This window comes from Microvirga mediterraneensis, from assembly GCF_013520865.1.
Lineage (GTDB): Bacteria > Pseudomonadota > Alphaproteobacteria > Rhizobiales > Beijerinckiaceae > Microvirga > Microvirga mediterraneensis.
On record NZ_JACDXJ010000001.1, the window covers coordinates 4,309,579 to 4,336,210 of the forward strand.

At 65.6% G+C, this 26,632-nt stretch carries 31 protein-coding genes; 9 read left to right on the top strand and 22 right to left on the bottom strand.

All coding sequences use genetic code 11. The annotated features are described in order from the left end of the window. Window positions 1-9 precede the first annotated feature (9 nt). From H0S73_RS20430 to H0S73_RS20455, 6 genes are all read right to left on the bottom strand, one after another. Window positions 10-465, bottom strand: a complete 456-nt coding sequence (locus H0S73_RS20430; protein WP_181053863.1) for a hypothetical protein — start codon at window positions 463-465, stop codon at window positions 10-12. 17 nt (window positions 466-482) lie between these two features. Continuing rightward, the gene (locus H0S73_RS20435; protein WP_181053864.1) at window positions 483-842 is read right to left on the bottom strand and encodes a tRNA-binding protein; all 360 of its coding nucleotides are present in this window, start codon (window positions 840-842) and stop codon (window positions 483-485) included. Window positions 843-860: 18 nt separating this feature from the next. After that, entirely contained in the window at window positions 861-1,517 is a 657-nt protein-coding gene (locus H0S73_RS20440; protein ID WP_202050024.1) for a TetR/AcrR family transcriptional regulator, read from the bottom strand. A 117-nt stretch (window positions 1,518-1,634) separates the two neighbouring features. Beyond that, window positions 1,635-2,462, bottom strand: a complete 828-nt coding sequence (gene proC / locus H0S73_RS20445) for a pyrroline-5-carboxylate reductase (protein WP_181053866.1) — start codon at window positions 2,460-2,462, stop codon at window positions 1,635-1,637. A 73-nt stretch (window positions 2,463-2,535) separates the two neighbouring features. Further along, complete coding sequence (locus tag H0S73_RS20450) at window positions 2,536-3,036, bottom strand: type III secretion system chaperone family protein (protein WP_009494597.1); 501 nt, start codon at window positions 3,034-3,036, stop codon at window positions 2,536-2,538. Between the two features lie 243 nt (window positions 3,037-3,279). Then, a complete protein-coding gene (locus H0S73_RS20455) occupies window positions 3,280-3,558 on the bottom strand; it encodes an accessory factor UbiK family protein (protein WP_181053867.1) in 279 nt (92 codons plus the stop codon). Window positions 3,559-3,808: 250 nt separating this feature from the next. Between H0S73_RS20455 and lgt the strand changes: the two genes are divergently transcribed. The 3 genes from lgt to pgeF are packed head-to-tail and all read left to right on the top strand — an operon-like array spanning window position 3,809 to window position 6,516. Further along, a complete protein-coding gene (gene lgt, locus H0S73_RS20460; protein ID WP_181053868.1) occupies window positions 3,809-4,666 on the top strand; it encodes a prolipoprotein diacylglyceryl transferase in 858 nt (285 codons plus the stop codon). Continuing rightward, window positions 4,663-5,739, top strand: coding sequence for a class I SAM-dependent methyltransferase (locus H0S73_RS20465; RefSeq protein ID WP_425488203.1), 1,077 nt, complete (start codon window positions 4,663-4,665; stop codon window positions 5,737-5,739). The genes lgt and H0S73_RS20465 overlap by 4 nt, the downstream gene beginning before the upstream one ends. Window positions 5,740-5,748: 9 nt before the next feature. After that, window positions 5,749-6,516, top strand: a complete 768-nt coding sequence (gene pgeF / locus H0S73_RS20470) for a peptidoglycan editing factor PgeF (protein WP_181053869.1) — start codon at window positions 5,749-5,751, stop codon at window positions 6,514-6,516. Here pgeF and H0S73_RS20475 read toward each other — a convergent pair. Then, window positions 6,506-7,261: an SDR family oxidoreductase gene (locus H0S73_RS20475; protein ID WP_181053870.1), complete on the bottom strand. Its 756-nt coding sequence runs from the start codon at window positions 7,259-7,261 to the stop codon at window positions 6,506-6,508. The two genes, pgeF and H0S73_RS20475, sit on opposite strands and share 11 nt — an antisense overlap. 290 nt (window positions 7,262-7,551) lie before the next feature. On the opposite strand from H0S73_RS20475, the gene H0S73_RS20480 reads away from it, so the two are divergent. Continuing rightward, window positions 7,552-8,205, top strand: coding sequence for an outer membrane protein (locus H0S73_RS20480; RefSeq protein ID WP_181053871.1), 654 nt, complete (start codon window positions 7,552-7,554; stop codon window positions 8,203-8,205). Window positions 8,206-8,260: 55 nt separating this feature from the next. Here the strand turns inward: H0S73_RS20480 and H0S73_RS20485 are convergent, their stop codons facing one another. From H0S73_RS20485 to H0S73_RS20535, 11 genes are all read right to left on the bottom strand, one after another. Next, complete coding sequence (locus tag H0S73_RS20485) at window positions 8,261-8,866, bottom strand: glutathione S-transferase (RefSeq protein WP_181053872.1); 606 nt, start codon at window positions 8,864-8,866, stop codon at window positions 8,261-8,263. A 64-nt stretch (window positions 8,867-8,930) separates the two neighbouring features. Beyond that, entirely contained in the window at window positions 8,931-9,779 is an 849-nt protein-coding gene (locus H0S73_RS20490; RefSeq protein ID WP_181053873.1) for a 23S rRNA (adenine(2030)-N(6))-methyltransferase RlmJ, read from the bottom strand. Between the two features lie 58 nt (window positions 9,780-9,837). After that, window positions 9,838-10,404 carry a ribonuclease T2 family protein gene (locus H0S73_RS20495; RefSeq protein WP_246389117.1) on the bottom strand — a complete coding sequence of 189 codons (567 nt, stop codon included), beginning with the start codon at window positions 10,402-10,404 and terminating at the stop codon, window positions 9,838-9,840. Between the two features lie 92 nt (window positions 10,405-10,496). Then, window positions 10,497-10,928 (bottom strand): hypothetical protein, encoded by a 432-nt coding sequence (locus H0S73_RS20500; RefSeq protein WP_181053875.1) that lies wholly within the window; start codon window positions 10,926-10,928, stop codon window positions 10,497-10,499. An 82-nt stretch (window positions 10,929-11,010) separates the two neighbouring features. Then, the gene (locus tag H0S73_RS20505) at window positions 11,011-12,054 is read right to left on the bottom strand and encodes an extensin-like domain-containing protein (RefSeq protein WP_181053876.1); all 1,044 of its coding nucleotides are present in this window, start codon (window positions 12,052-12,054) and stop codon (window positions 11,011-11,013) included. Window positions 12,055-12,623: 569 nt separating this feature from the next. After that, entirely contained in the window at window positions 12,624-12,878 is a 255-nt protein-coding gene (locus tag H0S73_RS20510; RefSeq protein WP_181053877.1) for a hypothetical protein, read from the bottom strand. Between the two features lie 65 nt (window positions 12,879-12,943). Beyond that, entirely contained in the window at window positions 12,944-13,399 is a 456-nt protein-coding gene (locus H0S73_RS20515) for a molybdenum cofactor biosynthesis protein MoaE (RefSeq protein ID WP_181053878.1), read from the bottom strand. Window positions 13,400-13,422: 23 nt separating this feature from the next. After that, complete coding sequence (gene moaD / locus H0S73_RS20520; RefSeq protein ID WP_181053879.1) at window positions 13,423-13,674, bottom strand: molybdopterin converting factor subunit 1; 252 nt, start codon at window positions 13,672-13,674, stop codon at window positions 13,423-13,425. A gap of 4 nt (window positions 13,675-13,678) precedes the next feature. Next, window positions 13,679-14,275, bottom strand: a complete 597-nt coding sequence (gene pgsA, locus H0S73_RS20525) for a CDP-diacylglycerol--glycerol-3-phosphate 3-phosphatidyltransferase (protein ID WP_246389119.1) — start codon at window positions 14,273-14,275, stop codon at window positions 13,679-13,681. 124 nt (window positions 14,276-14,399) lie between these two features. Next, window positions 14,400-16,403 (bottom strand): excinuclease ABC subunit UvrC, encoded by a 2,004-nt coding sequence (gene uvrC / locus H0S73_RS20530; RefSeq protein WP_181053881.1) that lies wholly within the window; start codon window positions 16,401-16,403, stop codon window positions 14,400-14,402. Window positions 16,404-16,558: 155 nt separating this feature from the next. After that, entirely contained in the window at window positions 16,559-18,655 is a 2,097-nt protein-coding gene (locus tag H0S73_RS20535; RefSeq protein WP_181053882.1) for an ABC transporter ATP-binding protein/permease, read from the bottom strand. Window positions 18,656-18,919: 264 nt separating this feature from the next. On the opposite strand from H0S73_RS20535, the gene H0S73_RS20540 reads away from it, so the two are divergent. The 4 genes from H0S73_RS20540 (at window position 18,920) to H0S73_RS20555 (ending at window position 22,712) form a co-directional block, all read left to right on the top strand. After that, window positions 18,920-20,014 carry a methionine ABC transporter ATP-binding protein gene (locus tag H0S73_RS20540; protein WP_246389121.1) on the top strand — a complete coding sequence of 365 codons (1,095 nt, stop codon included), beginning with the start codon at window positions 18,920-18,922 and terminating at the stop codon, window positions 20,012-20,014. Further along, window positions 20,004-20,669 carry a methionine ABC transporter permease gene (locus tag H0S73_RS20545; protein ID WP_181053883.1) on the top strand — a complete coding sequence of 222 codons (666 nt, stop codon included), beginning with the start codon at window positions 20,004-20,006 and terminating at the stop codon, window positions 20,667-20,669. The genes H0S73_RS20540 and H0S73_RS20545 overlap by 11 nt, the downstream gene beginning before the upstream one ends. A gap of 34 nt (window positions 20,670-20,703) precedes the next feature. Next, complete coding sequence (locus H0S73_RS20550; RefSeq protein ID WP_181053884.1) at window positions 20,704-21,492, top strand: MetQ/NlpA family ABC transporter substrate-binding protein; 789 nt, start codon at window positions 20,704-20,706, stop codon at window positions 21,490-21,492. A gap of 191 nt (window positions 21,493-21,683) precedes the next feature. Next, window positions 21,684-22,712, top strand: a complete 1,029-nt coding sequence (locus H0S73_RS20555; RefSeq protein WP_181053885.1) for an ABC transporter substrate-binding protein — start codon at window positions 21,684-21,686, stop codon at window positions 22,710-22,712. Between the two features lie 63 nt (window positions 22,713-22,775). Here the strand turns inward: H0S73_RS20555 and H0S73_RS20560 are convergent, their stop codons facing one another. Next, window positions 22,776-23,855, bottom strand: coding sequence for a flavodoxin family protein (locus tag H0S73_RS20560; protein ID WP_425488204.1), 1,080 nt, complete (start codon window positions 23,853-23,855; stop codon window positions 22,776-22,778). 148 nt (window positions 23,856-24,003) lie between these two features. Here H0S73_RS20560 and H0S73_RS20565 point away from each other — a divergent pair, with 148 nt between their 5' ends. After that, on the top strand, window positions 24,004-24,831 hold the full coding sequence (locus tag H0S73_RS20565) for an aldo/keto reductase (protein WP_181053886.1): 828 nt from the start codon (window positions 24,004-24,006) through the stop codon (window positions 24,829-24,831). Window positions 24,832-24,846: 15 nt separating this feature from the next. On the opposite strand, the gene H0S73_RS20570 is transcribed toward H0S73_RS20565, so the two are convergent. Genes H0S73_RS20570 through H0S73_RS20580 form a run of 3 tightly spaced genes read right to left on the bottom strand, consistent with a single transcriptional unit; the run spans window position 24,847 to window position 26,599 of the window. Further along, window positions 24,847-25,653, bottom strand: coding sequence for an anti-sigma factor (locus H0S73_RS20570; protein ID WP_181053887.1), 807 nt, complete (start codon window positions 25,651-25,653; stop codon window positions 24,847-24,849). Beyond that, complete coding sequence (locus H0S73_RS20575; RefSeq protein ID WP_181053888.1) at window positions 25,650-26,156, bottom strand: RNA polymerase sigma factor; 507 nt, start codon at window positions 26,154-26,156, stop codon at window positions 25,650-25,652. Before H0S73_RS20575 ends, H0S73_RS20570 begins: the two co-directional genes overlap by 4 nt. 56 nt (window positions 26,157-26,212) lie before the next feature. Next, window positions 26,213-26,599 carry a COG4315 family predicted lipoprotein gene (locus H0S73_RS20580; RefSeq protein ID WP_181053889.1) on the bottom strand — a complete coding sequence of 129 codons (387 nt, stop codon included), beginning with the start codon at window positions 26,597-26,599 and terminating at the stop codon, window positions 26,213-26,215. Window positions 26,600-26,632 lie beyond the last annotated feature (33 nt).

Genomic DNA, 26,632 nt, shown 5'->3' on the forward strand with positions numbered 1-26,632 from the left:
GGTGGGATCTCAGGGGCATCTCTGCGCAGAAAAACGATCCGTGTCCGCCCCACGCCAGCAGCGCCAGGACCGCTTCACGTCCCGGATGCTCCAGGCTCCGGCACCGCCCCGGCCGAGGACGATGTCCCAGCGCTCGCCTCTCACGGAATCGTCCAGGAGCCCATCGCGCAACACCAGGATCCTCGCGGAAGACGGCGCCTCGCCGCCCTCGTTCATTTGAACAACGTGCTGCGTTGCGCCGTCGAACGGTCCAACGATTGCGAGCGCAATGTCGAGCGGCGAACCACCGCCTTCAGCCAGCGCTGAAGCCCGGCCATAAGCGTCCGGCCCAACCGATTCCATTGCGGCAACCGGCATATCCGGAAGGGAGACGCGGGGATCTCGCGGCAGAGGCTGAGCGTTCGCCTGCGCGAAAACGAGGAACGACGAGACGGCGCCGACTATGAGACCAGGAAGGCTCGCCATGATCCCCTCGCTTCGATCTAATAAAGTCGTCCACCCACCGGCACATCGCGGTCCGGACGGATCAGCATGACGTCGCCATTGGCATCCGGCACGCCGAGCGTCAGCACCTCCGACATGAACGGCCCGATCTGGCGCGGCGGGAAATTCACCACCGCCATCACCAGCGATCCCACGAGTTCCTCAGGCGTGTGGTTCACCGTGATCTGCGCCGAGGACCGCTTGGTGCCGATCTCAGGGCCGAAGTCGATGGTGAGCTTGAACGCCGGCTTGCGCGCCTGCGGAAACGGCTCCACGGCGACGATCCGGCCGACACGAATGTCGACCTTCAGGAATTCGTCGAACGTGATGGTTCCCGTCGTCGAACCCGCGTGATCCATCTTTGCCCCTTACCCTTCTCAAATCGCCGCTGCAGGATTCTGCGCATCGCCGTTGCCTTCATCGGTGCGGCGCGTTTCCGGCCGCGTCGGCCTGCGCCCCTGCATGAGGGCGCGTCCGACGGCGCGCAGGGGCGCGCTCAGGCGCCGCAGATCCTCGGCTCCTTCCAGGATGCGCTCGGCGCGGCGCAGTTCGCGGTCGAGCCGCGCCATGGTCTTGGCGAGGGTCGGGTCGTCGTCGTCGAGCCATGTGCGCATGGCGTTGGCGAAGACCAGGACGGCGCCCTGAAGCTTCAGCTTTCCGAGCGGCCCTTCCGTGTCGATGCCGGCCGCAGCCAGCATGAAGCGCTGTGAGTTGAGCGAAACCTGATTGAGAGCGGCGAGCGACACGGGATCGTATTGCAGGTCCTGGAAGATCCGGCGCAAAGCCGGCTTGTAGGGTTCCAAGGCATCGAAGCGGCGCATCAGCACGTCGAAGATGCGCTCGCGCGCGGGCTCGCCCGCGAGATCGTCGGAGGTTCCCTCCAGCACCTGCCGGTCGATCTGGCGCGACAGCGCGCCGAGCACCGCGCCCTTCGAGGGAAAGAGGTCGCGGAACTCGGCCAGCGACACGCCGGCGGCCTTTGCCACGTCGCCGATCTCGATCTCGTGCCAGGGCCGCCGCGCGGCGAGATCCATGAGCGCCTCGACGATGGCCTTGCGCTTATCCTTGGGAACGTCAGCGGTCACGATCGGTCTCCTGAATATTTGCCGTCGAGGCTTAATCTAGGGGCTGACCGCAGCAACCCCAAGGTTTCAGCCCGCGAGTTCCTCGGCCCGCCGCTTGGCGGCAGCCACGGCATCGCGCATGGGCGCCTTCAGCCCGTCCGGGTCGCGCATGAGGACTTCGAGCGCCGCCGCCGTTGTGCCGCCGGGCGAGGTGACGTTCTGGCGGAGCGTGGCGGGCGGCAGGTCGCTCTGGAACAGGAGCTCCCCCGCGCCGGTCACGGTAGCCCGCGCCAGGCGCTGTGCCAGATCCGGCGGAAGGCCGGCGGCCGTTCCGGCCTCGGTCAGGCACTCGACCAGGTGGAACACATAGGCCGGCCCCGACCCCGAGAGCGCCGTCACGGCATCGATCAGGTCCTCCGAGGGCAGCCATTCGACGATGCCGTTGCTGCTCAGGAGCGCATCGGCGGTGAGGCGCTGGGCCTCGCTCACCGTCTCGTTCACGGCGGCTCCGGTCGCTCCACGCCCAATGCTGGCGGGCAGGTTCGGCATGGCGCGCACGATGGCGCCGGCCGCCGGGAGCCTGGAGCGCAGATCGCCGATGGTTTTGCCGGCCAGGATCGAGATGATGAGGGTCCGCGGCCCGAGAAGACCGTTCAGCGCGGGAGCGGCCTCGTCGAGCATCTGCGGCTTGATCGCCAGGACCAGCACGTCCGCCGCCTTGGGATCGGCAGGGTTGAGGGCGATGCCATTCTCGCGGCAGAAGCGGGCCATCTCCTCGGAAGGACGCGGATCGAGAACCGTGACGCCTTCAGGCTTCATGCCGACCTTGAGCCAGCCCTCCAGCATGGAGCCGCCCATCTTGCCGGCGCCGACGAGGATGAGGGATGACGGCAGATGCGAGGGATTCGACGACATGGGCTTGACCTGACAGGGTGAAAAGATGAGGCCGCACTCTATTCACGGCCGCCCTGCCCTGTCGAGCCGGACCTCAGGCTTCGCCTTCGGTTTCGAACAGGACCGAATCGAGAGCCTCGCGGGCGGACTTGCCCGCCCAGATCACGAACTGGAAGGCCTGGAAATAGCGCTCGCAGGCCTCGACCGCGACCCGCAGCATGGTTTCGCATTGCCCGTCGGTCGGATCGGCCCCGCCGGCCAGCAACAGGGCATGGCGGAACATCACCACGTTTTCCGTGCTCCACAGGTCGAAATGCCCGACCCAGAGCTGCTCGTTGACGGAGGAAATGAGCTGGAGCACCTCCTGGCGGCGCCGCTCCGGAACCTTGAGGTCGAAGGCGCAGGCCATGTGCATGGCCTCCACGTCCTCGATCCAGGTGAAGGCGACGTCGTAATCCGCCCAGCGGCCCGCCACTGAGATCGACATCTCGTCCGCTTCGGCCCGGTCGAAGATCCAATGCCGCAGGGAAGCGAGACGCTCGACCACATCCAAGGGATGTTCCGAGCGGTCGATTTCAAGATGAATCTGCGACATGTCGATCCTGGATGCTGAATTACCCGATCATGGTAAACATATCGGGCAACACCATTGCGTAGATCCGCAGACTATTCGAAAGAAGTACTCAGAATACCTTCGGCATTCCGAGTTCCCGCTGCCGCCGCCTCGAATCAGCTGATGAATCGACAGTCTTAGATTTCGGGCTTCGTCACAATGCGCTGGATTCACCTGTCCACAGCAGGAGACCCGCGCAGGACGCAGGGCGGATTCCCGCCCGGATCAAGGCGTCGCGGGGTTCACGCCGGCCGTGGAAGCGAGCTTCGCCTCGAGGTCCTTGACCCGCGCTTCGAGCCGCTCGTTCTCCTCGCGGGCGGCAACCACCATCTCGCGCAGAACCTCGACCTCCTCACGGGTGGCGACGTCCATGTCCTTGATCAGGCGCTCGAACTGGCTGCGGACCATGGTCTCGACCTCTCGCCGGACACCCTGGGCGGCGCCTGCGGCATCGGTGGCGAAACGGGCGAGTTCATCGAAGATCCGGTTGGACGATTGGGTCATGGGGAAATCCACAGCGTTCGACGGGCCCTGAGCCCCGGGAAGCCCACACATGGGCGCATTTGCCACAAACTGCAACAGGGTTGACGACCTCGGCCCGGAGGGTCCAATGGCGACAGGTTAGAGCATCGGACCCAAAAGCGGACTTGCACTTTTGGGATCCATCCGATGCTCCACTCTTTGAAGAGCGCATCGTTGGAAGCGGAAAACCGGATCCACTTTTCCGCACGATGCGCTAGAACAAGGCCCGCTCATGCCGCTCTCCTTTCCCATCATCGATCCCGTGGCGATTTCCATCGGCCCCTTCGCGATCCGCTGGTATGCGCTGGCCTATGTGGCCGGCCTCCTGGGCGGCTGGTTCTACGCCAAGCGCCTCGCGGCAAAGGCTGAACTCTGGGGGGGCCTGAAGCAGCCCAAGCCCATAGATGTGGACGATCTCATCGTCTGGGTGGCTCTCGGCGTCGTGCTGGGAGGCCGGATCGGGTACGTGCTGTTCTACAATCTGAGCTCCTATCTTTCGCATCCGCTTGAAATCTTCGCGATCTGGCGCGGCGGCATGTCCTTCCACGGAGGCTTCCTGGGATCGGTGCTCGCCATCGTGCTCTTCTCCCGCTCGCGGGGGTTGAACCCGCTGGCCATGCTCGACATGGCGTCCGTGGTCACGCCGATCGGCCTGTTCTTCGGCCGCATCGCCAATTTCATCAACGGCGAGCTCTGGGGCCGCCCCGCTCCGGACTTCCCCTATGCGGTGGTCTTTCCCCATGCGGGCCCGGAGCCCCGCCATCCGAGCCAGCTCTACGAAGCCTTCGGGGAAGGCCTGATCCTGTTCCTCATCATGGCCGTCGCGGCCCGTCGCTTCGGCTTCCGGCGCCCCGGCCTGCTCGGGGGGATCTTCGTGCTGGGCTATGCCGTCGCCCGCATCGTCTGCGAGTTCTTCCGCGAGCCGGACGCGCAGCTCGGCTTCCTGTTCGGGTCATCCGTCCAGGCGCTCAGCGGCGGCATCACCATGGGCATGCTCCTCTCCGTACCCATGGCGCTGATCGGCATCGGCTTCATCGTCATGGCCATGCGCGGCCATACCCGCCCCTCCAGGACCGCCGAGGCCGCGTGAGCCCGCTGAAGGATACCTTACGCGAGACGATCGCCCTCGAGGGGCCGATCACGGTCGAGCGCTACATGAGTCTGTGCCTAAGGCACTACTACGCCACCCGCGATCCGCTGGGCGTTGCCGGCGACTTCACCACGGCTCCCGAGATCAGCCAGATGTTCGGCGAGCTGATCGGCATCTGGCTCATGGAGATCTGGAACGGGATGGGGCGCCCCAGCGGCTGCCGGCTCGTCGAGCTGGGACCGGGCCGCGGCACCCTCATGGCCGACCTGCTGCGGGCGACACGGCTCCTGCCCGACTTCAAGGCTGCCGCCACCGTCCATCTGGTCGAGACGAGCCCGTCCTTGAGAAGGAAGCAGCGGGATGCCCTCGCGGCCACCGGCTTCTCCCTTCAATGGCATGACCGGATCGAGGACGTGCCGCCGGGCCCGACCCTGCTCGTCGCCAATGAGTTCTTCGACGCCTTGCCGGTGCGCCAGTTCGTCGGCACCGAGCGGGGGTGGTGCGAGCGCCTTGTCGGGATCGAGGATGAGCGGCTGATCTTCGGCCTGCGCCCGGAGCCGGAGCCCGCCCTCGGCACGCCCTTGAAGCCCGGCGACACCCTCGAATGGCCGGGCGCATCCATCGACGTCATGAGCGAGCTCGCCCGGCGGCTGGCACGCGATGCGGGCGCGGCTCTGATCCTCGATTACGGCTATTGGGGCCCGGCCTTCGGCGACACGCTGCAGGCGCTCAAGGCGCACAGGCCCGTCGATCCTCTGGAGGAACCGGGTGAAGCGGATCTCACGACCCATGTCGACTTCCACCGTCTCGCCCAGGCGGCAATCGTGCAAGGGGCAAGGGCTCACGGCATCGTCACCCAGGGCGATTTTCTTCAATCCCTCGGCATCGACGCCCGCGCCTCCGCCCTGAAGGCACGGGCGACACCCGCGCAGGCCGCCGCTATCGATCAGGCGCTTGCCCGCCTGACGGAGCGCGGACCGACCGGAATGGGTGATCTGTTTAAGGTTTTGGCCGTTACACATGAGGCGATCGAAGCCGTGCCCGGCTTGCCCGCCCTGTCTCCCACGTCCTGAGATTGCGCCATGTTCATTCAAGCCCCTGCCCTCGCGGCCCATTCCGGCCTCCGCCATGCCTTCTTCACCCGCCAGGGCGGCACGTCGGACGGGATCTATGCCTCTCTCAACGGTGGAATCGGGTCATCGGACGAGCCCGCGAGGGTGCAGGAGAACCGCCGTCGCATGACGCAGGCCCTGGGTGTCGAACAGGACGCCCTGATCAGCGTCTATCAGGTCCATTCCCCCGATGCGGTGTTCGTCGAGGGGCCCTGGCAGGGCGAGCGGCCCAAGGCCGACGCCATGGTGACGGCCACCCCGGGCCTCGCCCTCGGCATCACCACGGCCGATTGCGGGCCGGTGCTGTTCGCCGACATGGAAGCGCGCGTGATCGGAGCCGCTCATGCAGGCTGGCGCGGCGCCGTGACGGGCGTCCTCGAGGCCACCGTCGAGGCCATGGAGCACCTCGGAGCCAAGCGTGAAAGGATCGTCGCGGTGCTCGGTCCGACGATCAGCCAGAAGGCCTACGAGGTCGGGCCGGACTTCATCCGGCGCTTCGCCGAGGAGGCGCCCGGGCACGAGCGCTTCTTCAAGGACGCCGAGAGGCTGGACCATGCCATGTTCGACCTTCCGGGCTTCATCGGCGCGCGCCTCGAAGCTGCGGGCATCGGCGCCTTCGCCGATCTCGGGCTCTGCACCTATTCCGACGAGGAACGGTTCTTCAGCTACCGCCGCACGACCCATCGCAAGGAGCCGGATTACGGTCGGCTGATCTCGGCGATCGCGCTCACTCCTTGATGCCGGCGACGTCGGGCGTTTCCCAGGCGAGATGCTGGCCGCCATCGACGGCGATCATCTGGCCTGTGACGCTACCTGCTTTCGCCAGATAGAGCACCGCATCGGCGATCTCGTCCGGCGTGCCGCCGCGCCCCAGCAGCACCGCCTCGCTCTGCTTGGAAAAATCCTCATCGCCCTGACGCACGTTCGACAATGTCGGACCGGGCCCGATGGCGTTGACGCGGATACGCGGCGCGAGCGCCTGAGCCATGGTTTGCGTCGCGGTGAACAACGCGGCCTTGGTCAGCGTGTAGGAGAAGAATTGCGGCGTCAGCTTCCACACGCGCTGATCGACGATATTGACGATGCAGCCATGCCCATCGGCGGGAAGCTGATGGGCGAAGTCGCGGGCGAGAAAGGCCGGGGCGCGCAGGGTGACGGCGAAATGCCGATCCCATCGATCCTGCGAAAGCGTCTCGACCTCATCGGGCTCGAACTCGGAGGCGTTGTTGACGAGCAGCGTCAGAGGTCCCAACTCCCGAACGGCCGACGGCACGATGCGCTCCACCGCAGCGCCATCCGCGAGATCGGCCTGAACGACGGCGGCGCGCCCGCCCCGCTCGCGTATCCGCGCGGCCATCGCGTCCGCCTCATCGGTCGAGCGCCGGCAATGGATCGCCACCGCATAGCCCTCGTCGACGAGCCGTTCGACGATGCGCCGCCCGATGCGCTGCGCACCGCCGGTTACGAGAGCGGCTTTGTTCATGATCAACCCCTTGAAATGTAAGCATGTCACGGCACTTCCGTGCGCCGGACAAGAAAATGACATTTTTTCGCTCGCCCGTCGAACCAATGGCCAAGCTGCGCGTTTAGGACTCCAGCGATGACGCAAGGGGAAACTCGCACATTGCCGCCACAATCCTGCCACGGTGGTCTTTGCCGCTGTGGTTGTCAGGTCACAGCCCTCGACCGGTTGTCGCTCTATAAAAGGACAGTGCTTGGCTTGACCCAGGAGACCGGGTCGGGCTCGCATGATTTCGATAGGAAAGAGAAACCATGAAGAAAATTCTTCTCGCCAGCGTCGCTCTCTTCGGCTTTGCCGGAGCCGCTTCTGCTGCGGACCTTCCGCTCCGCGCTGCTCCCCCGGCTCCGATCGTTGCTGCCGTTCCGGTCTTCACCTGGACCGGCTTCTACGCCGGTGTGAACGCCGGCTACGGCTGGATGTCGGACGATCGCATCGTCGATCCGCTGTTCGGCTTCACGGGCGGCAACAACGACGGCGGCTTCGTCGGCGGCGGTCAGATCGGTTACAACTACCAGATCGGCTCTTTCGTCGTCGGTCTCGAGACGGACATCCAGTACGCTGATCTCGGCACCCGCTACCGCTTCAACGCAGCCATCCCGGGCTACGAGGAAGACGATTCGAGCGACTGGTTCGGCACGGTTCGTGCTCGCGCCGGTGTGGCCTTCGACCGCGCCCTCATCTACGCCACCGGCGGTTTCGCCTACGGCGACAACGCCAACGGCTGGACCGTGGGTGGTGGTCTCGAGTACGCGTTCACCAACAACCTGACCGCAAAGGTCGAAGGTCTGTACGTGAACCTCGATCGCGATCGCGACTTCCTGTCCCCGACCGCAACGGGCGGCGGCGACAACACCGAGTTCGGTGTGGTCCGCGCCGGCCTGAACTTCAAGTTCGGCACCTACTAAGACCCATCGCTTCGGCGATAGAGAAGGCCCGGTGGCAACACCGGGCCTTTTTGCTTTATGGCGTCACTCTGGTCTTGGCATAGGCCGGAACGCGGGCTTCGAAATCCGCGAGCCACGCGACGAGCTTAGGATAGCTCTCGCGCCAGCGGCCGCCGAAGCGGAGATCGAGGTAACCCAGCGCGCAGGCGAGAGCGATCTGGCCGATATGCAGCGCCTGACCGGGTTCGGCGAGATGCGCCTCCGCATGGTCGAGGCCGCGACGCACCTTGTCCGCCTGGTGCGAGACCCATTTCGGCTCGTGCTTGTCTTCCGGGCGGAAGCGTCCCTCGTAGACCTGCAGCAGCGCCGCATCCATGATGCCGTCGGCGAGCGCCTGATCGCGCAGGGCCGAGAACCGCGCAGGGCCGTTCGGGATGACGCCGCCGCCGCCGGCGAGATGATCCAGGTAATCGACGATCACGCGGGAATCGTAGAGCACGTCGCCGTCTTCCAGAATGAGCGCGGGGATCTTGCCGAGCGGATTCTGCTGCCGGATGGAATCCTCGGGGTTCAGGGTATCCGCATCGACGATCTGAATGCGGTCGGTGAGACCGAGAATAGAAGCCGAGAGTTTGACCTTGCGGCCGAACGGCGACGCGGGAGAGGAACGGAGAACGAGCATGGATGACCCCTAGTGAACGGATGGCAGGAGTCATGAACGCTCGAAACTGGCGCGGCAATTGGTTTTAAGCAGGGGGCCCGAAGGCTTCACAGCGATATGCGCCATAGCCGCTGCGCGACAGGCGCTCCGCAAGGGCCGGCAGAAGCGTTTCCGCCTCCTGCCTCAGCGCCCAAGGCGGATTGATGACGAAGAGGCCGCTGCCGTTGAGCCGCGAGGGATCGCGCGGATCGTCCACATAGAGTTCGAGGCGAAGGCCGGGACGCGGGCATTCCATATGCAGGCGCGCCGCCACCGCGTCGACGGAGCCGACCTCCTTGATCGGATACCATCCGGCATAGATTCCGGTCTGCCATTTGCTCACGGCGGCAAGCATCTCCGTCCCGAGCCGCTCCAGCTCATTGGGCTTCTCGTAGGGAGGATCGATGAGCACGAGCCCGCGCTTCTCCTTGGGTGGGATCAGCGCATGCAGCGCCGTCCATCCGTCGAGATGCATCACCTTGAGATTCGCGACCTCGTTGAACGCGTCGCTCAGGACCTCGTAATCGGCCGGATGCAGCTCCACGAACACGCCCCGGTCCTGACGCCGCAGGAGCTCGCGCACGATGGCGGGCGATCCGGGATAAACAGTCTCGCCATGACGCGCCCGCACATCGGCCACCACGCTCCTGTAGGGCGCCAGGATCTCCTCGACCTCGGGAGCGAAGGCCTCGTCCAGCCGCCCGATTCCCTCGACCCATTCGCCCGTCCGCCCGGCCTCGTCGCCCGCGAGATCGTAGAGCCCGATGCCCGCATGGGTGTCGATGACGCGCAGGGGCGTCTCCTTGCGCTGGAGGTAGACCAGGATGCGCACAAGGAGCGCGTGCTTCATGACGTCGGCGAAATTGCCGGCGTGAAAGGCATGTCGGTAGTTCATCTTCGTCCTACGGCATCGGCCCGATGCCCGTCTCGTTCATGCGCAACGGATCGGTGCGCTATCTTACGGGCGGAACGGTGATTTCGCCCGCCCGGCATCCATCGCGGTCGACCTCGGGGCATTGGCGGAAGCCGCGCAGATCCTTGGTCAGGCAGATGCGGACTTCCTGAAAGATCCGTCGTCCGCAGGAAACCGAAATCATGTCGGGACGCAAGCCCGGATTCGCATTCATGAAGGCGCGTTCGATTTCGCTCGGCAGCACCTTCGGCCGGTTGTCCAGGCCGTTGAACCCGTCCGGGATGCGAACCAGCTCCCGCGCCTGCCGGACCGCCCGGAAATAGCCGCTCGGGCTCTCGCCCGTGCAGGTCCCGTGCTTGCGCCATTGGTAGCGCGCCAGGTTGTCGTCCGGAAAAAGCCCCTTGGCATCGGCGAGCGCCGCCTGCGGGACGAAGCGGCCGCTCGGCTCGCAGAAGCTGGGATAGCCCTGCTCCCATTGGGGCCACAGGCCGTGGGTCACGAAGCCGAGGCCACTGCCGGCGTCGCATTGCCGGTTCCGGCTGCCGCTGCTCTCGCAGAAGCCGGGCGACCAGGACAGGGCCAGCACGTAGAAGTCGAACTGCCCCATCGGGGCGCCCCTCGCCTCCCGAGGGCCTTGGGCCGCGGAAGGCAGGATCGAGACAAAGAAGGCAGCCGCAAAGGCGAGCCACCCGCGCAGGATCAAGGGGCCGCCTGCTTGCAATGCGGCGCGTAGGCATAATCGCGGTCGAGACCGTCGACGCAGGCCTCCGTGTTCCAGCCGATGCCGATGAAGCCGAGATCCTCACGGATCGAGAAGTTGATCCGGTGCTTGTAGCCGTCGGATACGATCACCGTGCCCGTGCAGTAGCGGCGGGGGATGTAGTCGAGCCCCCAGGGACGCCAGGCGACTTCCTGCACGCGCTCGAAGGCGAGCAGCTGGAGGCTGGAGTTCCAGAACCGGCCTTCCTTGTGCGAGAACCGCGAGCTGATGTTCTGGAGCACCGCGGGATCGGCACAGGCCGGCAGCGTAGCGTCGAAGGGCTCGTCCCGCCGTTCCGCAGGCGTGATCTCGCGTGCGAGCGCAGGCGCGCTCAACAGCATGCAGGAGATGATAGCCGCCAGCCACTTCATTTCGAATGCTCCACCAAGTCTTCAGACCGTGCATCATCGACCATGTGGGCGGCGTTCGCGAAGGTCAAGATCCGGTTACGCTTTAATAGATGGCGTGGCTGTTGAGCATCATCGGCTGACCGGCCGAACGCCCCTGCGTCCGAGCCGGGGCATAGGTCTGGTCGACCGGGCGGCCCATCGGCGGAAGGGGCCCCTGTGAATAGCCCTGAGCGGGCGAAAGCCTTGAGGATCCGGCATTCGCCCCGGGCATGTCGGCCGCATAGCCGCCGGAGGACGCTCGCGGGGCAGGGCCGACCGGAGCCGCGATGGCCGGGGACGGCGGCGGCGGCGCCGGCGGGATATAGGCCTCGCCATCCGCCACGTCCTGCTCCAGGTCGACGGGCGCCAGGTCACCGGACGCCGCCGCGCTCTGCAGAACCTCGCGGCTGCGCTCGGGATCGATTCGCGGTTCGAACTTCAGGATCGGCTTGCAGATGCGCCGCTGGCCCCGGGGATCGTGCCGCGCCAGGTCGATGTGGAAATGATCGTGATGGAAGGCGTCCGAACCGGGTCCGAGCACCGTGGTGAAGTAGCGGCAGGCCCCGACGAAGGCCTCGCGGAGGAATTCCTGGGTGGCGGGATCCCCTCCCCGCCATCCCTTGACCACGGAGATCTCCCGCCCGTCGGCCAGAACGAAGCCCATCACGTCCATGGCGTTGCCGAAGGCATGCTCGGAAACCTTCGCGCCCATCTGGTTGTTGCGGGGGCGGCAGGAATAGGAACCGGCTTTGATGTCGGCGAGCGGCACGCCGAAATACATCTGGGTGGCCGGCCTGACGATCTCGTCGAGCCAGGCATCGATGCTGGGGATGATCGGGCAGGCCAGGGTGACCTTCGATTTCAGCCCCACGGCGCCGTTGTTGAAGGCCGAGACCTTGAACGGATAATCCATGCCGCACACGCCCGGCCCGTCGATCTTGGAGCTGAGCGCCATATAGGCGGAAGGCTGCACGAGACGCTGCGACAGGCAGGCCTCCTCGGCCTGCGCGCGCCAAGGCTCGCGCTGCTCGAAACGAAACAGCCCGCAACCGGTGAGCCCAAGCCCGACGAGCGATAGGGCAAAAAACGCAACTAACCCACGACGCATGAGCCGGAGCCTCGCTCAAGGATGTAAATATCCCGTCAACGGAGAGCGCTTTCGGCCTGTCGCGCAGGCCCAAAGGCGTGGGTGGCCGCGACTATCCGTCAGCCATCCAGCCCTGAACCTGATGCTCAAGCAGGCGCGCTTTCACGGCTCCAGATGCTCCTTATGCATAGCTGGAACCAGCGGAACAGGGTGCGACAGAATTGAGCAGGAACTTTTTTCGCTTCGATTGGAACGGCAACTATATGTGGCAAAACAAGACTTTAACGCTTTATTAACCATTCAGCTCACCTGGAAACTCGGCCTCTAGCCCATCCGGGGTGCTTCTCAGGACTGCCCGGCTTTGATAGCGTACCTCTCCATTCAGAGGGGGGTTAAACCCCTTCAGAGATAGGGGCTCCTCCGATGAACATGACATCGAAGTTGGACTGGGCATCCAAGCTCAATATCGCCGCTGTCTGCGTGTCCTTTTCCTACATTCTCGTCGTTGTAACCGGCCTCTTCTGACACCCGCCGGATCGGGCGCGGGTCCGCTGTTCCCATGCCTCCCCGTGACCGCTTCGGCAGCGTTCTCACGTCTCCGGACAGGGCACGGCCGTGATGCTCCAGGACATCACGTTGATCTCCATCTGGCACTGCGCCAGTTTCGGGCCCTCTGCCGTCTTGAGGCAGACCCTTTCGCCGAGAGCGAACATCTTTCCTTGCGCGCGGCAATAGCAATCGAGAGGGTTGTGCGCGGGAGCCTGAGCCGTTTGGGCCGCCGGCATTTCGTGAGCCCAGGCCGGGAATGCCGCGACGAGGCTGAGAAAGACAACGATGCTGCGCATGAGACGCCTCCGTGTGTCGTTCACGGACGATGCTCACGCCGTTGCGAGGCCACGTCAAGGCTCGATCAGCGCCACCGCTCCGCCGCCCGGTCGTCGGCCTCTTTGGCCTCGACCCAGGTCCCGACGGTCCCGTCCTTGAGATGCTCGCGCTTCCAGAAGGGCGCGTGGGTTTTCAGGTAATCCATCAGGAAGGAGGCGGCCTCGAAGGCGGCCTGGCGATGGGCGCTGGCCGCGAGGACGAGCACGATCTCCTCGCCCGGCCGGATCCTGCCGAAGCGGTGGATGATCGTGAGGCCCAGAAGCGGCCAGCGGGCTTGCGCCTCGTCGGCGATGCGGCCGATCTCGGCCTCCGCCATACCCGGGTAATGCTCGAGCTCGAGAGAAGCGAGCCGCCCGCCTTCGTCCCGGCACAGGCCCATGAACGCGACCACGGCGCCGATATCCGCCCTCCCCCCGGTCAGGACAGCCGTCTCGCCGGCGGTATCGAAAGGCTCGGCCTGGATGCGGATGGTGACGGCCATGGCGAACCGCTCCCTGGCAGGAGCTAGCCTCCCGTCATGGGCGGGAAGAAGGCGATCTCCTGCGCGCCCGCGATCCGGGCGTCGGGCTTCACATGGACATGGTCGACGGCGGCGCGGACGACGCCCTCGTTCTCGAAGGCATATTCGTACTCCTCGCCCCGGCCCTTCAGCCAGCGCACCAGATCGGCCACCGTGTCGATGCCTTCCGGCAGGGCGACCTGCTCGTCGGTCTTGCCGACCCTTTCGCGCACCCAGGCGAAATAGACGAGCTTCATGGCCCTAGCCCTCGTCCATGAGGTGATGGATGCCGTTCTTGAAGTAGTCCCAGCCCGTATAGATCGTCAGGATGGCGGCGATCCACAAAAGGATCGTGCCGATGAGGATGTTGTTGGGCAGCACCGTTTCGCCGGCCGGTCCCGCGATCAGGAAGCCCAGGGCCACGAGCTGGAGCGTCGTCTTCCATTTGGCCACCCGGCTGACGGGCACGCTCACCTTCAGCTCGGCCAGGAATTCCCGCAGGCCCGAGACCAGGATCTCGCGGCAAAGGATGACGATGGCGGCCCAGAGCGCCCAGCCCCGGATGGTGCCGTCGGCGACCAGCATAAGCAGGCTCGCGGCCACCAGGAGCTTGTCGGCGATCGGGTCCAGCATGCGCCCCAGGGCCGATTGCTGGGCGAAGGTGCGGGCCACGTAGCCGTCGAGGTAATCGGTAATGGCCGCGATGGCGAAGACCGCCAGGGCCAGCCAGCGGGACCAGTGGTCCTCGGGCCAGAACAGGAGAGCGACCACGGCCGGCACCGCGGCGAGCCGACCGTAGGTCAGCATGTTCGCAAGGTTGAAAGCCTTCGAGCGGCCCAAGGAGGAAACGGTCTTCATGACACCTGCAGGAAGCATGAGGATGGTCCCTCCGTCAATCGGAGGAAGGGTCGTTGCGCACCGCCGCGGCTGCGCGAGCACGGCAATGTGAGAACAGCCTGCCCGCTCCTGCCGATATTCATGTCTATCCCCGCTCGTGGAAGAAATCGTAGACGGCCCGGGCCGTTGCGGCATTGACCCCGGGTGCCTTCATCAGGTCCTCCAGGGCTGCCCGCTGGATCGCCTTGACGGTTCCGAAATGGTGCAGGAGCGCCCGTTTGCGAGTGGGCCCGATACCGGCGATCTCATCAAGCGGGTTCTTCACCAGCTCCCGCTTGCGCTTGGCCCGGTGCGCCCCGATGGCGAAGCGGTGGGCCTCGTCGCGCAGGCGCTGCACGAAATAGAGCGCGGGGTCCCGCGGCGGCATCTTGAAGGGCGGCTGGCCCGGCTTGAAAAAGGTCTCGCGCCCCGCGTCGCGGTCGCGCCCCTTGGCGATGCCGATCAGGGCCACGTCCTCCTCGCCGACGCCCACCTCGGCGAGCGCCTGCCTGGCCGCCTCCAGCTGCCCCTTGCCGCCGTCGATCAGGACCAGGTCCGGCCAGGCGGGAAAGGAATCGTCGCCCGGATGCCCGTCCGCCTCGGCGCCGCGCGGCTCCTCCTTCACGAGGCGGGCGAAGCGGCGCTGCAGCATCTCGCGCATCATGCCGTAATCGTCGCCCGGCTTCAGGTCCTCCGACTTCATGTTGAAGGTGCGGTAATGCTGCTTCATGAACCCGTTGGCGCCCGCCACCACCATGGCGCCCACCGCGTTGGTGCCCATGATGTGCGAGTTGTCATAGACCTCCACGCGCTTGGGCGCCTTCGACAACCCGAAAGCCTGCCCCAGGGACACGAGAAGCTTCTGCTGCGAGGACGTGTCGGCGAGACGCCGGCCCAAAGCCTCGCGGGCATTGCGCAGCGCGTATTCGATGAGCTGGCGCCGCTCCCCGCGCTGGGGCGCGTGGATCTCGACCCGGGTCTCGGTCCGGGTGGACAGGGCCGCCGCCATGAGCTCGGAATCCTCGATCTCGTGCGAGAGCAGGATCAGCCGGGGAGCGGGCTTGTCGTCGTAGAACTGCGCCATGAACGAGCCGAGAACCTCCTCGCGGCTCATGGACTTGTCGGCCTTCGGGAAATAGGCCCGGTTGCCCCAGTTCTGCCAGTTGCGGAAGAAGAACACCTCCACGCAGAACTGCCCCGCCTGCTCGTCGAGGGCAAAGACGTCCGCCTCCTCGACCGATTGCGTGTTGATGCCCTGTACGCCCTGGATCGCCGACAGGGCGGCCAGGCGGTCGCGGCAGCGCGCGGCGCGCTCGAATTCCAATTCCTCGGCGGCGGCCTGCATCTCGTCCGTGATGCGCTGCTTCACGGCATTCGACTTGCCCGACAGGAAGGCCCTGGCCTCGGAGACCAGCTCGGCATAATCCTCCTGCGAGATCTCGTTCGTGCACGGTCCGGAGCAGCGCTTGATTTGATAAAGCAGGCAGGGCCGCGTGCGGTTCTCGTAATAGCTGTCGTTGCAGGAGCGGAGCAGGAACGCTCGCTGCAGGGCGTTGATGGTCCGGTTCACCGCCCAGACGCTGGCGAAGGGACCGTAATAGTCGCCCTTGCGCTTCCTGGCGCCGCGATGCTTCACGAGCTGCGGCGCCTCGTGGTCGGCGGTGAGCAGGATATAGGGCAGCGACTTGTCGTCCCGCAGGAGCACATTGTAGCGGGGCTTGAGCTGCTTGATGAGGTTGGCCTCGAGCAGCAGCGCCTCGGTCTCCGTCGCCGTGGTGACGAATTCCATCGAGGTGGTTTCGCCGATCATCCGGGCGATGCGGTTGGAATGCGCCTGCCCCCGCGCATAGGAGCCGACGCGGTTCTTCAGGCTCTTCGCCTTGCCCACATAGAGCACGTCACCCTTGGCATCGAGCATGCGATAGACGCCGGGCGCATTGGGAAGGGTGTTCCAGAAATGCCGGATGACCTCGGTGCCACGCTGGACCGAGCCCGGATTGGCCTCCAGGTCGAACTCGACATCCGAGCCGCTCTCGACGGAAACGGCCTCGTCGTCTTCCTCATTGTCCAGAATATCGGGTGGAACGTCGTTGGTGGTGTTGCGACTCATGGGGGAGATTTAGGGATTCCCGGCCTTCCAGGAAAGTCCCGTCGCCTTTCCCTCACTGCGCGATGCTCTCGAAAGGACGAGGCCATTCGAGGGCATCGCGGCCCTTTGGACCGGCTGAACCTGACGGATGCCGGGGTGACGTAAGTGCGGCCGGCCTATTCCGCAGGCTCGGCCTGGCGCAGGTCCACCGGGGTCGAGAGGCCGCTTTCGGTCTTCTTCATGTCGACGCGCCGGTCGTGATAGGCGGAGAGCGTCGAGCGGTGGCCGATGGACACGACGGTCGTGTTCGGCAGCTCCTCCCGGATGATCCGGTAGATCTCCCCTTCCGTCGGCTCGTCGAGGGCTGCCGTCGCCTCGTCCAGGAACAGCCAGTCGGGCTTGGCGAGAAGCGCCCGGGCCACCGCGAGGCGCTGCTGCTCCCCGAGCGAGAGGGTCTGGGCCCAGTTGCGGTCCTCGTCGAGGCGCTCCGCGATCTGCGGCAGCCTGGCCGAGCGCAGGGCCTCGGCGATCTGACCGTCATTGTAGGATTCGGCCCGGCCCGGATAGGTGACGGCCTCGCGCAGGGTCCCGATGGGAATGTAGGGCCGCTGCGGCAGGAGCATCATGGTCTGCCCCTCGGGCACCAGCACCTGCCCTTCGCCGAAGGGCCAGATTCCCGCGATGGCGCGGAACAGGGTGGACTTGCCCGAGCCCGACGGGCCGGTCATCAGCGTGCGCTCGCCCGGGTGGAAGGTCAGGGCGTCCGTGTGCATCAGGGCGCTGCCGTCGGGCAGGCGCACATCGAGGTCCTTCAGGCGCAGATCCCGGCCGGAGGCTTCGTTCACGACGAGCTTGCTCTCGCCGCCGACCCGCTGGGCGGACGCGATCGCGCCCTCGAACGTGGTGAGACGGTCGAGCACGGCCTTGTAGTCGGCAAGCGTCGTATAGATCGTGATGAAGTAGGTCAGGGCCGACTCGACCCGCGAGAACGCGCCCACCACCTGCTGCATCTGACCCAGCGAGATCTTGCCGATGAAGTAATAGGGCGCGGTCAGGATATAGGGCACCACCACGTTGGCCTGGAAATAGGCCGAGGTGAAGGTGTTGAGCTTGATGAGGCGGAACACGATCCGCATGTAGTTGTCGACGATCTGCCCGAACCGCCGTCCCAGGCCCTCCCGCTCGGCCCGCTCGCCGGAGAGAAGCGCCACCTGCTCCGTGTACTCGCGCAGGCGCGCCAGGGAGAAGCGGTAGTTCGCCTCCACGCGCTCCTGTTCGAAGTTGAGGGCGATCAGCGGGCGGCCGATGAGATGCGTCACCCAGGTGCCGAGGATGGCGTAGCCCGCGCAGACCCAGACCAGCAGGCCGGGGATCTCCACGCTCGTCCCCGGGAAGGTGAAGCCCGCCGAGATCGTCCAGAGGATGGCCACGAAGGACACCAGCGTCGCGGCCTGATTCATGAGGCCGACGGACAGGGAATAGGTGCTCTCGACGAACTTACGCAGGTCTTCCGAGATGCGCTGGTCCGGGTTGTCCGCACCCCGGCCCATGATCTGCATCCGGTAATGGGTTCCGTCGCCGAGCCACTCGCGCACGTAATAGGTGTTGAGGAAGGCGCGCCAGCGGATGGTGAGCACGTTCTGCAGCAGCACCTCGGTCAGCGCCATGGAGACGAACACCGCCGCCAGGGGCGTGAAGATGACGAAGAGCTGATACCAGAAGGCCGCCGCATCCTTCGCCTCGAGCGCATTGAACATGTCGCGGGAGAAGAAGCTGAGGCGGACGTTGAGGGCCACCTGGGCGAGGTTGATCGCGATGAGGATCGCGATCATCCAGGTGCCGATGGTGCCTTCACGGGCCCGCACGAGGCCGAGGAACGGGATGCGGATGACGCTGTCCGCCTGGGAGTCGAGATAGCGGTCGGTGATGCGGCAGATGGTGCGGACCACCGGGACGTGAGCCAAGCCGTAGATGATCGCCCCGAAGGCGGTCGCGCCGAGCGCGGCCGAGGGCGGCGGGACATAGCCCGTGTAGTCGCCCGTGATCAGGCCTGCGGCGGCCCCGAGGACGAGCAGGACGAGCACGAGATGGGTCGCCGAGAGCATGACGACGAAGATGCGCAGGAATTTCGGGATATCCCGTCCGACATACACGATCGCGGCCAGGGCCACGGACGAGAGGGGCAGGTAGAACGGAACGGCCACCGCCCCGGACAGGGAGGCCACCAGAACGCCCAAACCCAGGATTGCCAGCGCAATGCTCGCCTTGATCATACACATCTCCTGCCGAGATCCCGTTCCCGGCTCCTTAGAAACCCGGGGAAGCCGGATCAAGGGTGCTTGTGGCGAAAGAAAGGAGGAACATCCGCCCCGTGCAAGCGATAGCAGCCTTGTGAGACGAGCGACAGGCCGTTATAGGGCCTGCCCCGTTCGTAAAAGGCATACTGTCCTGTTTAACGAACGAAAAGGTTGACTTAGAGAACGGGATGTTTCATGTGTCATATCGACATCCCCGACGTCCCTGAAGAAGGCGACCCTATGAACGCCCCCCTTGGCTATCTCGGCGAACAGACCGCCCAGCGCCTGATCCCGGCGGAGCCCATCGTGCGCCTGGAGAAGGTGTCGAAGACCTTCCCGGGCCGCGACGGCCAGCCCGTGACCGCCCTGCAGGAGATCGACCTTGCCGTGCCCCAGGGCTCCATTCTCGGCGTGATCGGCCGGTCGGGCGCCGGCAAGTCGACCCTGATCCGCCTGGTGAACGGGCTCGAGAAGCCCACCTCCGGCAAGGTGATCGTCGACGGCGCCGATATCGCGGCCCTTCCCGAGGCGGCCCTGCGTCATGCCCGCCGCTCCATCGGCATGATCTTCCAGCATTTCAACCTGCTGTCCTCGCGCACGGCCGCCCAGAACATCGCCCTGCCGCTCGAGGTCGCGGGCTACGACAAGGCCGCGATCAGGACCCGGGTCGACGAGCTCCTGGCCCTGGTCGGCCTCTCGGACAAGCGCAACCGCTATCCGTCGGAACTCTCCGGCGGCCAGAAGCAGCGGGTCGGCATCGCCCGTGCGCTCGCCACCAAGCCGAAGGTTCTCCTGTCGGACGAGGCGACCTCTGCTCTCGACCCTGAGACCACCCGGTCGATCCTCGACCTGCTCGGCCGCATCAACGACGAGCTCGGCCTGACCATCCTGCTCATCACCCACGAGATGGCGGTGATCCGCAACATCGCCCGCGAGGTCGCGGTGATCGAAGGAGGCCGCATCGTCGAGCAGGGCGACGTCTTCGAGGTCTTCACCCGGCCGCAGCACGAGGTGACCCGCTCCTTCCTGGCCGATGAATCCGGCCGCGCGCTGCCGCCCTATGTGCAGACCAGGCTCACGGCCGAGGCGACGCCCGGCAGCCAAGCGGTCGTCCGCATCGGCTTCCGCGGTCCGCACGCGACGGATCCGATCCTCGCGCGGCTCGCCCGCGACCTCGACATCGAGACCAACATCCTCTCGGGCTCGGTGGACGAGATCGCAGGCCGGCCCTTCGGCACCCTCGTGGTCGGCGTGCCGGAGCAATCCCTCGCCACCACGCTCGATTTCCTCAACAAGCACGGTCTCGACACGGAGGTCCTCGGCCATGTCGCCTGAGATGATCCGCCTCATCGCCAATTCCACCGGCGAAACCCTCTACATGGTCGCGGTCGCGGCCGTGATCGCCACCATCCTGGGCCTGCCGCTCGGCGTGTTCCTCGCCACCTCCGGCAAGGGCGAGCTCTTCGCCGCCCCCTGGGTGAACCGCGTCCTCGGCGTCGTGGTCAACGCCACGCGCTCCACGCCCTTCATCATCCTGGTCGTCGCGATCATCCCCTTCACGCGCCTGATCGCCGGCACCTCCATCGGCACCAATGCGGCCATCGTGCCGCTGACCATCGCGGCCACGCCCTTCATCGCGCGCCTCATCGAAGGCGCGATCCGCGAGGTGGACCAGGGGCTGATCGAGGCCGCGCGCGCCTTCGGGGCGACACCGATCCAGATCGTGCGCAAGGTGCTGATCCCGGAAGCACTGCCCGGCATCGTGCTCGGCCTCACGCTCGCGGTCGTGTCGCTGCTGGGCTTCTCGGCCATGGTGGGCGCGGTTGGCGGCGGCGGCCTCGGCGACCTCGGCATCCGCTACGGCTACCAGCGCTTCATGCCCGAGATGATGCTCGCCGTCGTGGTGGTGCTCATCGTCCTCGTCCAGGCCGTGCAGAGCATCGGCGACCGCCTCGCCCGCCGCCTCAACAAGCGCATCCGCCACGCCTGATCATCACATAAGAACATCGTTCAAGGAGTATCCGATGTCCCTCAAGAAACTGGGCCTCGTCGCCCTCTTCTCGCTCGCCGCCCTGCCCGCTCTCGCGCAGCAGACGCAGCCCCTCCGCATAGGCGCCACGCCCGGCCCGCACGCGCAGATCCTCGAAGCCGTGAAGCCGATTGCCGCCAAGAAGGGTCTCGACCTCAAGATCGTCGAGTTCTCGGATTACGTGGTGCCGAATACGGCCCTGGCCGGCGGTGACATCGAGGCGAACTCGTTCCAGAACCAGCCCTATCTCGACAATCAGGTGGCCGATCGCGGTTTCAAGATCGAGAGCGTCGCGCTCACCGTGAACTTCCCGATCGGGATCTACTCGAAGAAGCACAAGAGCCTCGATGCGCTCCCGAGCGGCGCGACGATCTCGATCCCGAACGATCCGACCAACGGTGGCCGCGCCCTCATCCTTCTGCAGGACAAGGGCCTGATCAAGCTGAAGGAAGGCACCGGCTACAAGCCCACGCCGCTCGATGTCACGGACAATCCGAAGAAGATCAAGTTCGTCGAGATCGAAGCCGCCCAGGGGCCGCGCGTGCTCGACGACGTGGATGCCTCGATCATCAACACCAATTACGCGACGTCCGGCGGGCTCGATCCGGTGAAGGATCCGATCGCCCGTGAGAACCCGAAAGGTCCTTACGTGAACATCATCGCAGTGCGCAGCGAAGACAAGGACAAGCCCTGGGTGAAGGCCCTCGTCGAATCCTATCACACCCCCGAGGTGAAGAAGTTCATCGAGGAGAAGTTCAAAGGCTCCGTGCTGACGAGCTGGTAAGCACCACATCCTCTAAAGCATCCGATGGCCGGGCCCAGTGCCCGGCCTTTTTTGTTGTTCGGCGGCAAATGGGACGGACACTCAACCAAAGCCGCCTTGACAAAAAAGCCGGCTAAGTTTCCTCATCGCATGGTTCCTTGAAGCACAAAGCGAGCCGGGCCGATGCAGCCCAGCATCCGGGAGGAAATCTGATGCGACTGTCACTGTTGGGCTTGGCCCTCACGACGACCCTCTGCGCCGCGCCCATAGCCGCTCAGGCCCAGACGCCGATCACCATCTACTGCTCCATCCTCGAAGAGCAGTGCCGCGTCGGCGTCGCTGCCTTCGAGAAGGCGACGGGCGCGAAGGCCACGATGGTGCGCAAGAGCACCGGCGAAACGCTCGCCCAGATCAGAGCCGAAGCCTCGAATCCACGCGCCGACGTGTGGTGGGGCGGTCCCGGCGATTCCCATATCCAGGCGGCCGAGGAAGGGCTGACGGTCGAATACAAGTCGCCCAAGCTGCCGGAGCTGCACGATTGGGCTCAGCGCTTCGCCGAGCAGGCCGGGTACCGCGCGACGGGAACCTATCTCGGCGCCCTCGGGATCGGCTACAACACGAAGGTGCTCGAAAGCCGAGGACTGCAGGAGCCGAAATGCTGGGCGGATCTGCTCGATCCGAAATACCGCGACGAAGTGCAGGTCTCCGATCCGAACTCGTCCGGCACGGCCTATGTCTTCCTGGCCTCGCTCGTTCAGCTCATGGGCGAGGACAAGGCCTTCGACTACATGAAGAGCCTGCACAAGAACGTCAATCAATACACCAAGTCGGGCGCCGCTCCGGTCAAGGCCGTGGCGCTGGGCGAAACCGGAATCGCCATCGCGTTCATGCACGACATGGTGACGATGATCGCCGAGGGAGCCCCGGTCAAAACCCTCGCCCCCTGCGAGGGCACGGGCTACGAGACCGGCTCCATCTCCGTCGTGAAGGGCGGAAAGAACACGGAAACGGCGCAGAAGTTCGTCGATTGGGCGCTCTCGGCCGAAGCGCAGAAACTCGTGGGCGCCGACCTCAAGATCTACTCCATCGCGTCCAACAAGAACGCGCCGGTTTCTCCGGATGCGCCGAAGCTCTCGGAGATGAAGCTGATCAACTACGACACGGCCAAATACGGTTCCGTGGCGGAGCGGACGCGCCTGCTCAAGAAGTGGGACGCGGAGGTCAAGTCGGCGCCCAAATAGGATCGATCTGAACACGTCTTTCAAGAAAGGCCGGGCGGCATCGCTCGGCCTTTTCGCACGGGCCTATTTCTGCCGGGGCTCCTTCAAGGTTTTGCCGGCAGAGACGAGCTTCCCCTCCCGCTTCGCCTTCACAGCCTCCAACAGTGTCCATGCGGCGTTGCGCACCTCGTCCTGCACAGCCTGGTCCCGGTCGAGCTCTTCATGACTGGTGGCGTAGGGCTTCCAATAGCCGATGTAACGCTCGAACTCCGCGGCCCCTCCGGCCGATTCGAGATCCATGGCGCGCAGCCAGTCGGACAGGCTGCGGCGAACGCCGCCCGCGCCCTCCGCGTCGCCGTGAACGAGGACGGAGAAGAGACGGCCTTCCAGGTGCTTGGGATAGTCCCAGCCCTTCACTTCGAGACCTTTCGCGAGATCCGTCTTCTTGCCCTGGGTCGACGTCGGATCCGGATTGCCGCCATCGGCACAGACGAGCCGATCCATCATCAGCTTCAAGGGCGACGAGACCTGATACCAGTTGACCGGGGTGACGATCATGACGCCGTGGGCTTCCACCCATTTCGGGTAGATGTCGTTCATCCAGTCCTGCGTCTGTCCTAGCGAGTAATTGGGATAGCAGGAACAGGGCCAGTGGCACAAAGCGGCCGCCGTCGAGAAGCAGGCCTTGCAAGGGTGGATGTGTCGGCCGTACTCGGAGGTGAGACGGCTCAATTCCAGCACTTCAACCTCGGTGTTTTCGGCGCTGGCGAGAACCTGATGGGCGATCTCCACGAGACGGTAGCTCTTGGACATCTCGCCCGGACAGGTGTGTTCGCTGCGCGACGAGGCCGAGATCAGGAGGAACCGGGATGGGGCCTTCGGATCCTCGTGCCGCTTCTGCGCAAGGTCGATCGCCTCCTTCGCGGCGATCCAATCGACCGCGAGATCGTAGTCGGGATCGGCGAAGCCGGGGCCCGCCTTGCGGGTCCTGGGGCTCTTCCTGTGATGGCTGTAGGCATCCCAGGCCGCATCGGCGACCCGCTGAAGCTCGCCTGCCAGAGGCTCATAGGCAGGGTCCTGAAACTGCTGGAGAAACCGTTTGCGGAACTCGGCCTGGTCGAGGGTCGGATCGGGCGTACCCTTCCGCGCTTCTGGGACGGACAATGCGAGCTCCTGCATCGAGAAAGAATGTGCCAAGCTTGCAACGCGGGGTCGCTATGCCGGTTCCGGCATGGCGCCGGGCCGAGGCGATCACTATTTGATTATTCCCGCCTGACGTTATTCTCCCGCCGCACGATCAATGGAGCCGTCTATGCCGACCATACCGACTGTCCGCCTGAACGATGGAAACGCCATGCCGCAACTGGGCTACGGCGTCTGGCGGGTCTCCAACGAGGAAGCCGCGAGCGTCGTCGGCGAGGCCATCAGGGCCGGATACCGCTCCATCGACACGGCCACCATCTACGGCAACGAGGAAGGCGTGGGACAGGCCATCGAGGCCGCGCCCGTCTCCCGCGAGGAACTCTTCATCACCACGAAGGTGTGGAACGACCGCCACGGCTACGACAACACCCTGCGGGCCTTCGACGAGAGCCTCGCGCGCCTCAGGCTCGATCATGTCGATCTCTATCTCATCCACTGGCCGGTCGCGGGCAGCGAAGCCTATCTCGATACATGGCGCGCGCTGATCCAGCTGAAGCAGGATGGCCGCGCGAAATCCATCGGCGTGTCGAACTTCATGGTGCCGCACCTGCAGCGGCTGATCGGCGAAACCGGCGTGACGCCGTCCGTCAACCAGATCGAACTGCATCCGGGCTTCCAGCAGAGGGAACTGCGCGAGTTCCATGCGGCGAACGGGATCGCGACCGAGGCCTGGAGCCCGCTCGGCCAGGGAACGCTTCTCGAAAATGAAGACCTCGTCGCCCTGGCGCGCAAGTTCAACAAGACGCCGGCTCAGATCATCCTTCGCTGGCATCTCGACAACGGTTTCATCGCGATCCCCAAGTCCGTCACGCCGTCCCGCATCCGCGAGAACCTGGACATCTTCGATTTCGTGATGGATGCGGAAGATGTGCGCACCATCGTCAGGCTCGACGATGCCAACGGCCGCGTCGGCCCGGACCCCGCCGTCTTTGGCTGACGGTTACGACGAAAGCTACAGGCGGCCCTTCACGGGGTCGCCTACGGCCTCGAACTGCCTGTAGATCGCCTCGGCGATGGGCAGGAGCTGCGCGCGCTGGGCTTTCGCCGTGACCACGTAGGACAGGCCATTCTCGATCCAGGAGAACGCCGAGACGCCGTCCCGCTCCTCGAACTGGAACGACGTCCGCGCCTCGTCTCCCGAGCGCGCATACAGCGTCAGGCGGTTTCCGCCCCCATTCTCGTACATGAAGAGCGCCGCCGCCTCGCCGCTGTCGGGCAGCAACCGCCCGCCGATGAGACGATAGCCCTGGGCGTTCAGGTTCGGCGCCGTCAGCGGCTTCCCCACCCGGCGCGACAGCCATTGCACGAGATGCGCCTCCTGCTCGGCGGGAACTTCCACGGGGTGCAACCGCTCGCTGACATAGATGCGATGCGCCGCGATGGCGTTGTCGGCAACGCTCACGGCCTCAGCCTGCCTCTGCGCGCGCGACGCCCACCAGACGCCGCCCCAGGCGCCCAGAACGCCCCCGATGGCGAGCCATGCCAGAACGGCCGCGACAGCGGCAGGGCGCACCAGCGGGGAACGGCGTCGAGCCGCCACGAGGTTGGCGACGCGCAGGCGCGAGGGGATAGGCTCCCGCGCCTTGAAGGCGAGCCTCGCGCGAAGGGCTTCCCGATGCTCGATCTCTCGCCCCACCAGCTCGGCCGTTGCCGGATGCTCGACGAGATATGCCTCCACCGCCTCGCGCCGGGGCGGCGGGAGCCTGCCGTCCACGAAGGCCTGCAGGTCGTCTTCTCCGATGGGTCGCTCGCCCGTCACTTCACTCTCCTCAAGACGGCGCTGCGCCCGTTCTCCATGTATTCCCTCAGGCGCGCCCGCGCGCGGCTCAGGCGGGACATCACCGTGCCGAGCGGAATATCCAGCACCTGCGCGGCCTGCTCGTAGGACAGGTCCTCGACGCCGACCAGCAGCAGGATGGAGCGCTGCTCCTCCGGCAGGGCATCGAGCCCCCTCAGGACGTCGTGCAGGCCCGCATGGCCTTCCGGGCTCATGTCGGGCGCCTGAACGTCGTTCAGCGCGTCCTCACCGACGCGCGTGCCATGCGCCTTGCGCCGGCGAAGGGCGTTGATGAATAGGTTGCGCTGAATCGCGAAAAGCCAGGCCCTTAAATCGCCGTCGCGCCGCTGGTGCCAGCGGCTGATCGCACGCTCCAGGGTGTCCTGGACGAGATCGTCCGCCGCCTCGCCATCGCGCAGCAGGGCCCAGGCGTAGCGACGCAGGCCCGGAATCTGCGGCTCGAGAAGGGTGGCGATCTCGTCCAAGGTCAAGTCTCGGTTGGCGGCATCATTCAACGATGAACCTGAGCGTCCGGCAACCTTTACGGCGTCGCGACGTGCCAGACATTGTTGACGCCGTCGCCCGTGACCTCACCCGGCTTGGTGTCCTTGACCCAGAGGTAGAGCGGCTTGCCCTTATAGGCCCATTGCTTGGAGCCGTCGTCCCGGGTCACCACGCTCCAGTCGCCCGATGCGGCGGCGCCACCTGCCGCCATGAGGGGCGGCCAGTTCTGGGCGCATTGGCCGTTGCAGGCGGACTTGCCGGCCGTGTCGCGGTCGAAGGTGTAGAGGGTCATGCCCTTTGCATCGACGAGGGCCTTGCCCTTGCTCGTATCGGCCACCTTCGCGGGGGCCGCGGTCTGGGCGAGCGCGACGGATGCGGCGACGAGGGCTCCGGCCACAAGGGCGGGACGCAGAAACAGCTTCATGGGTGTCCTCCTGAGGGTCGACGTTGACCACGT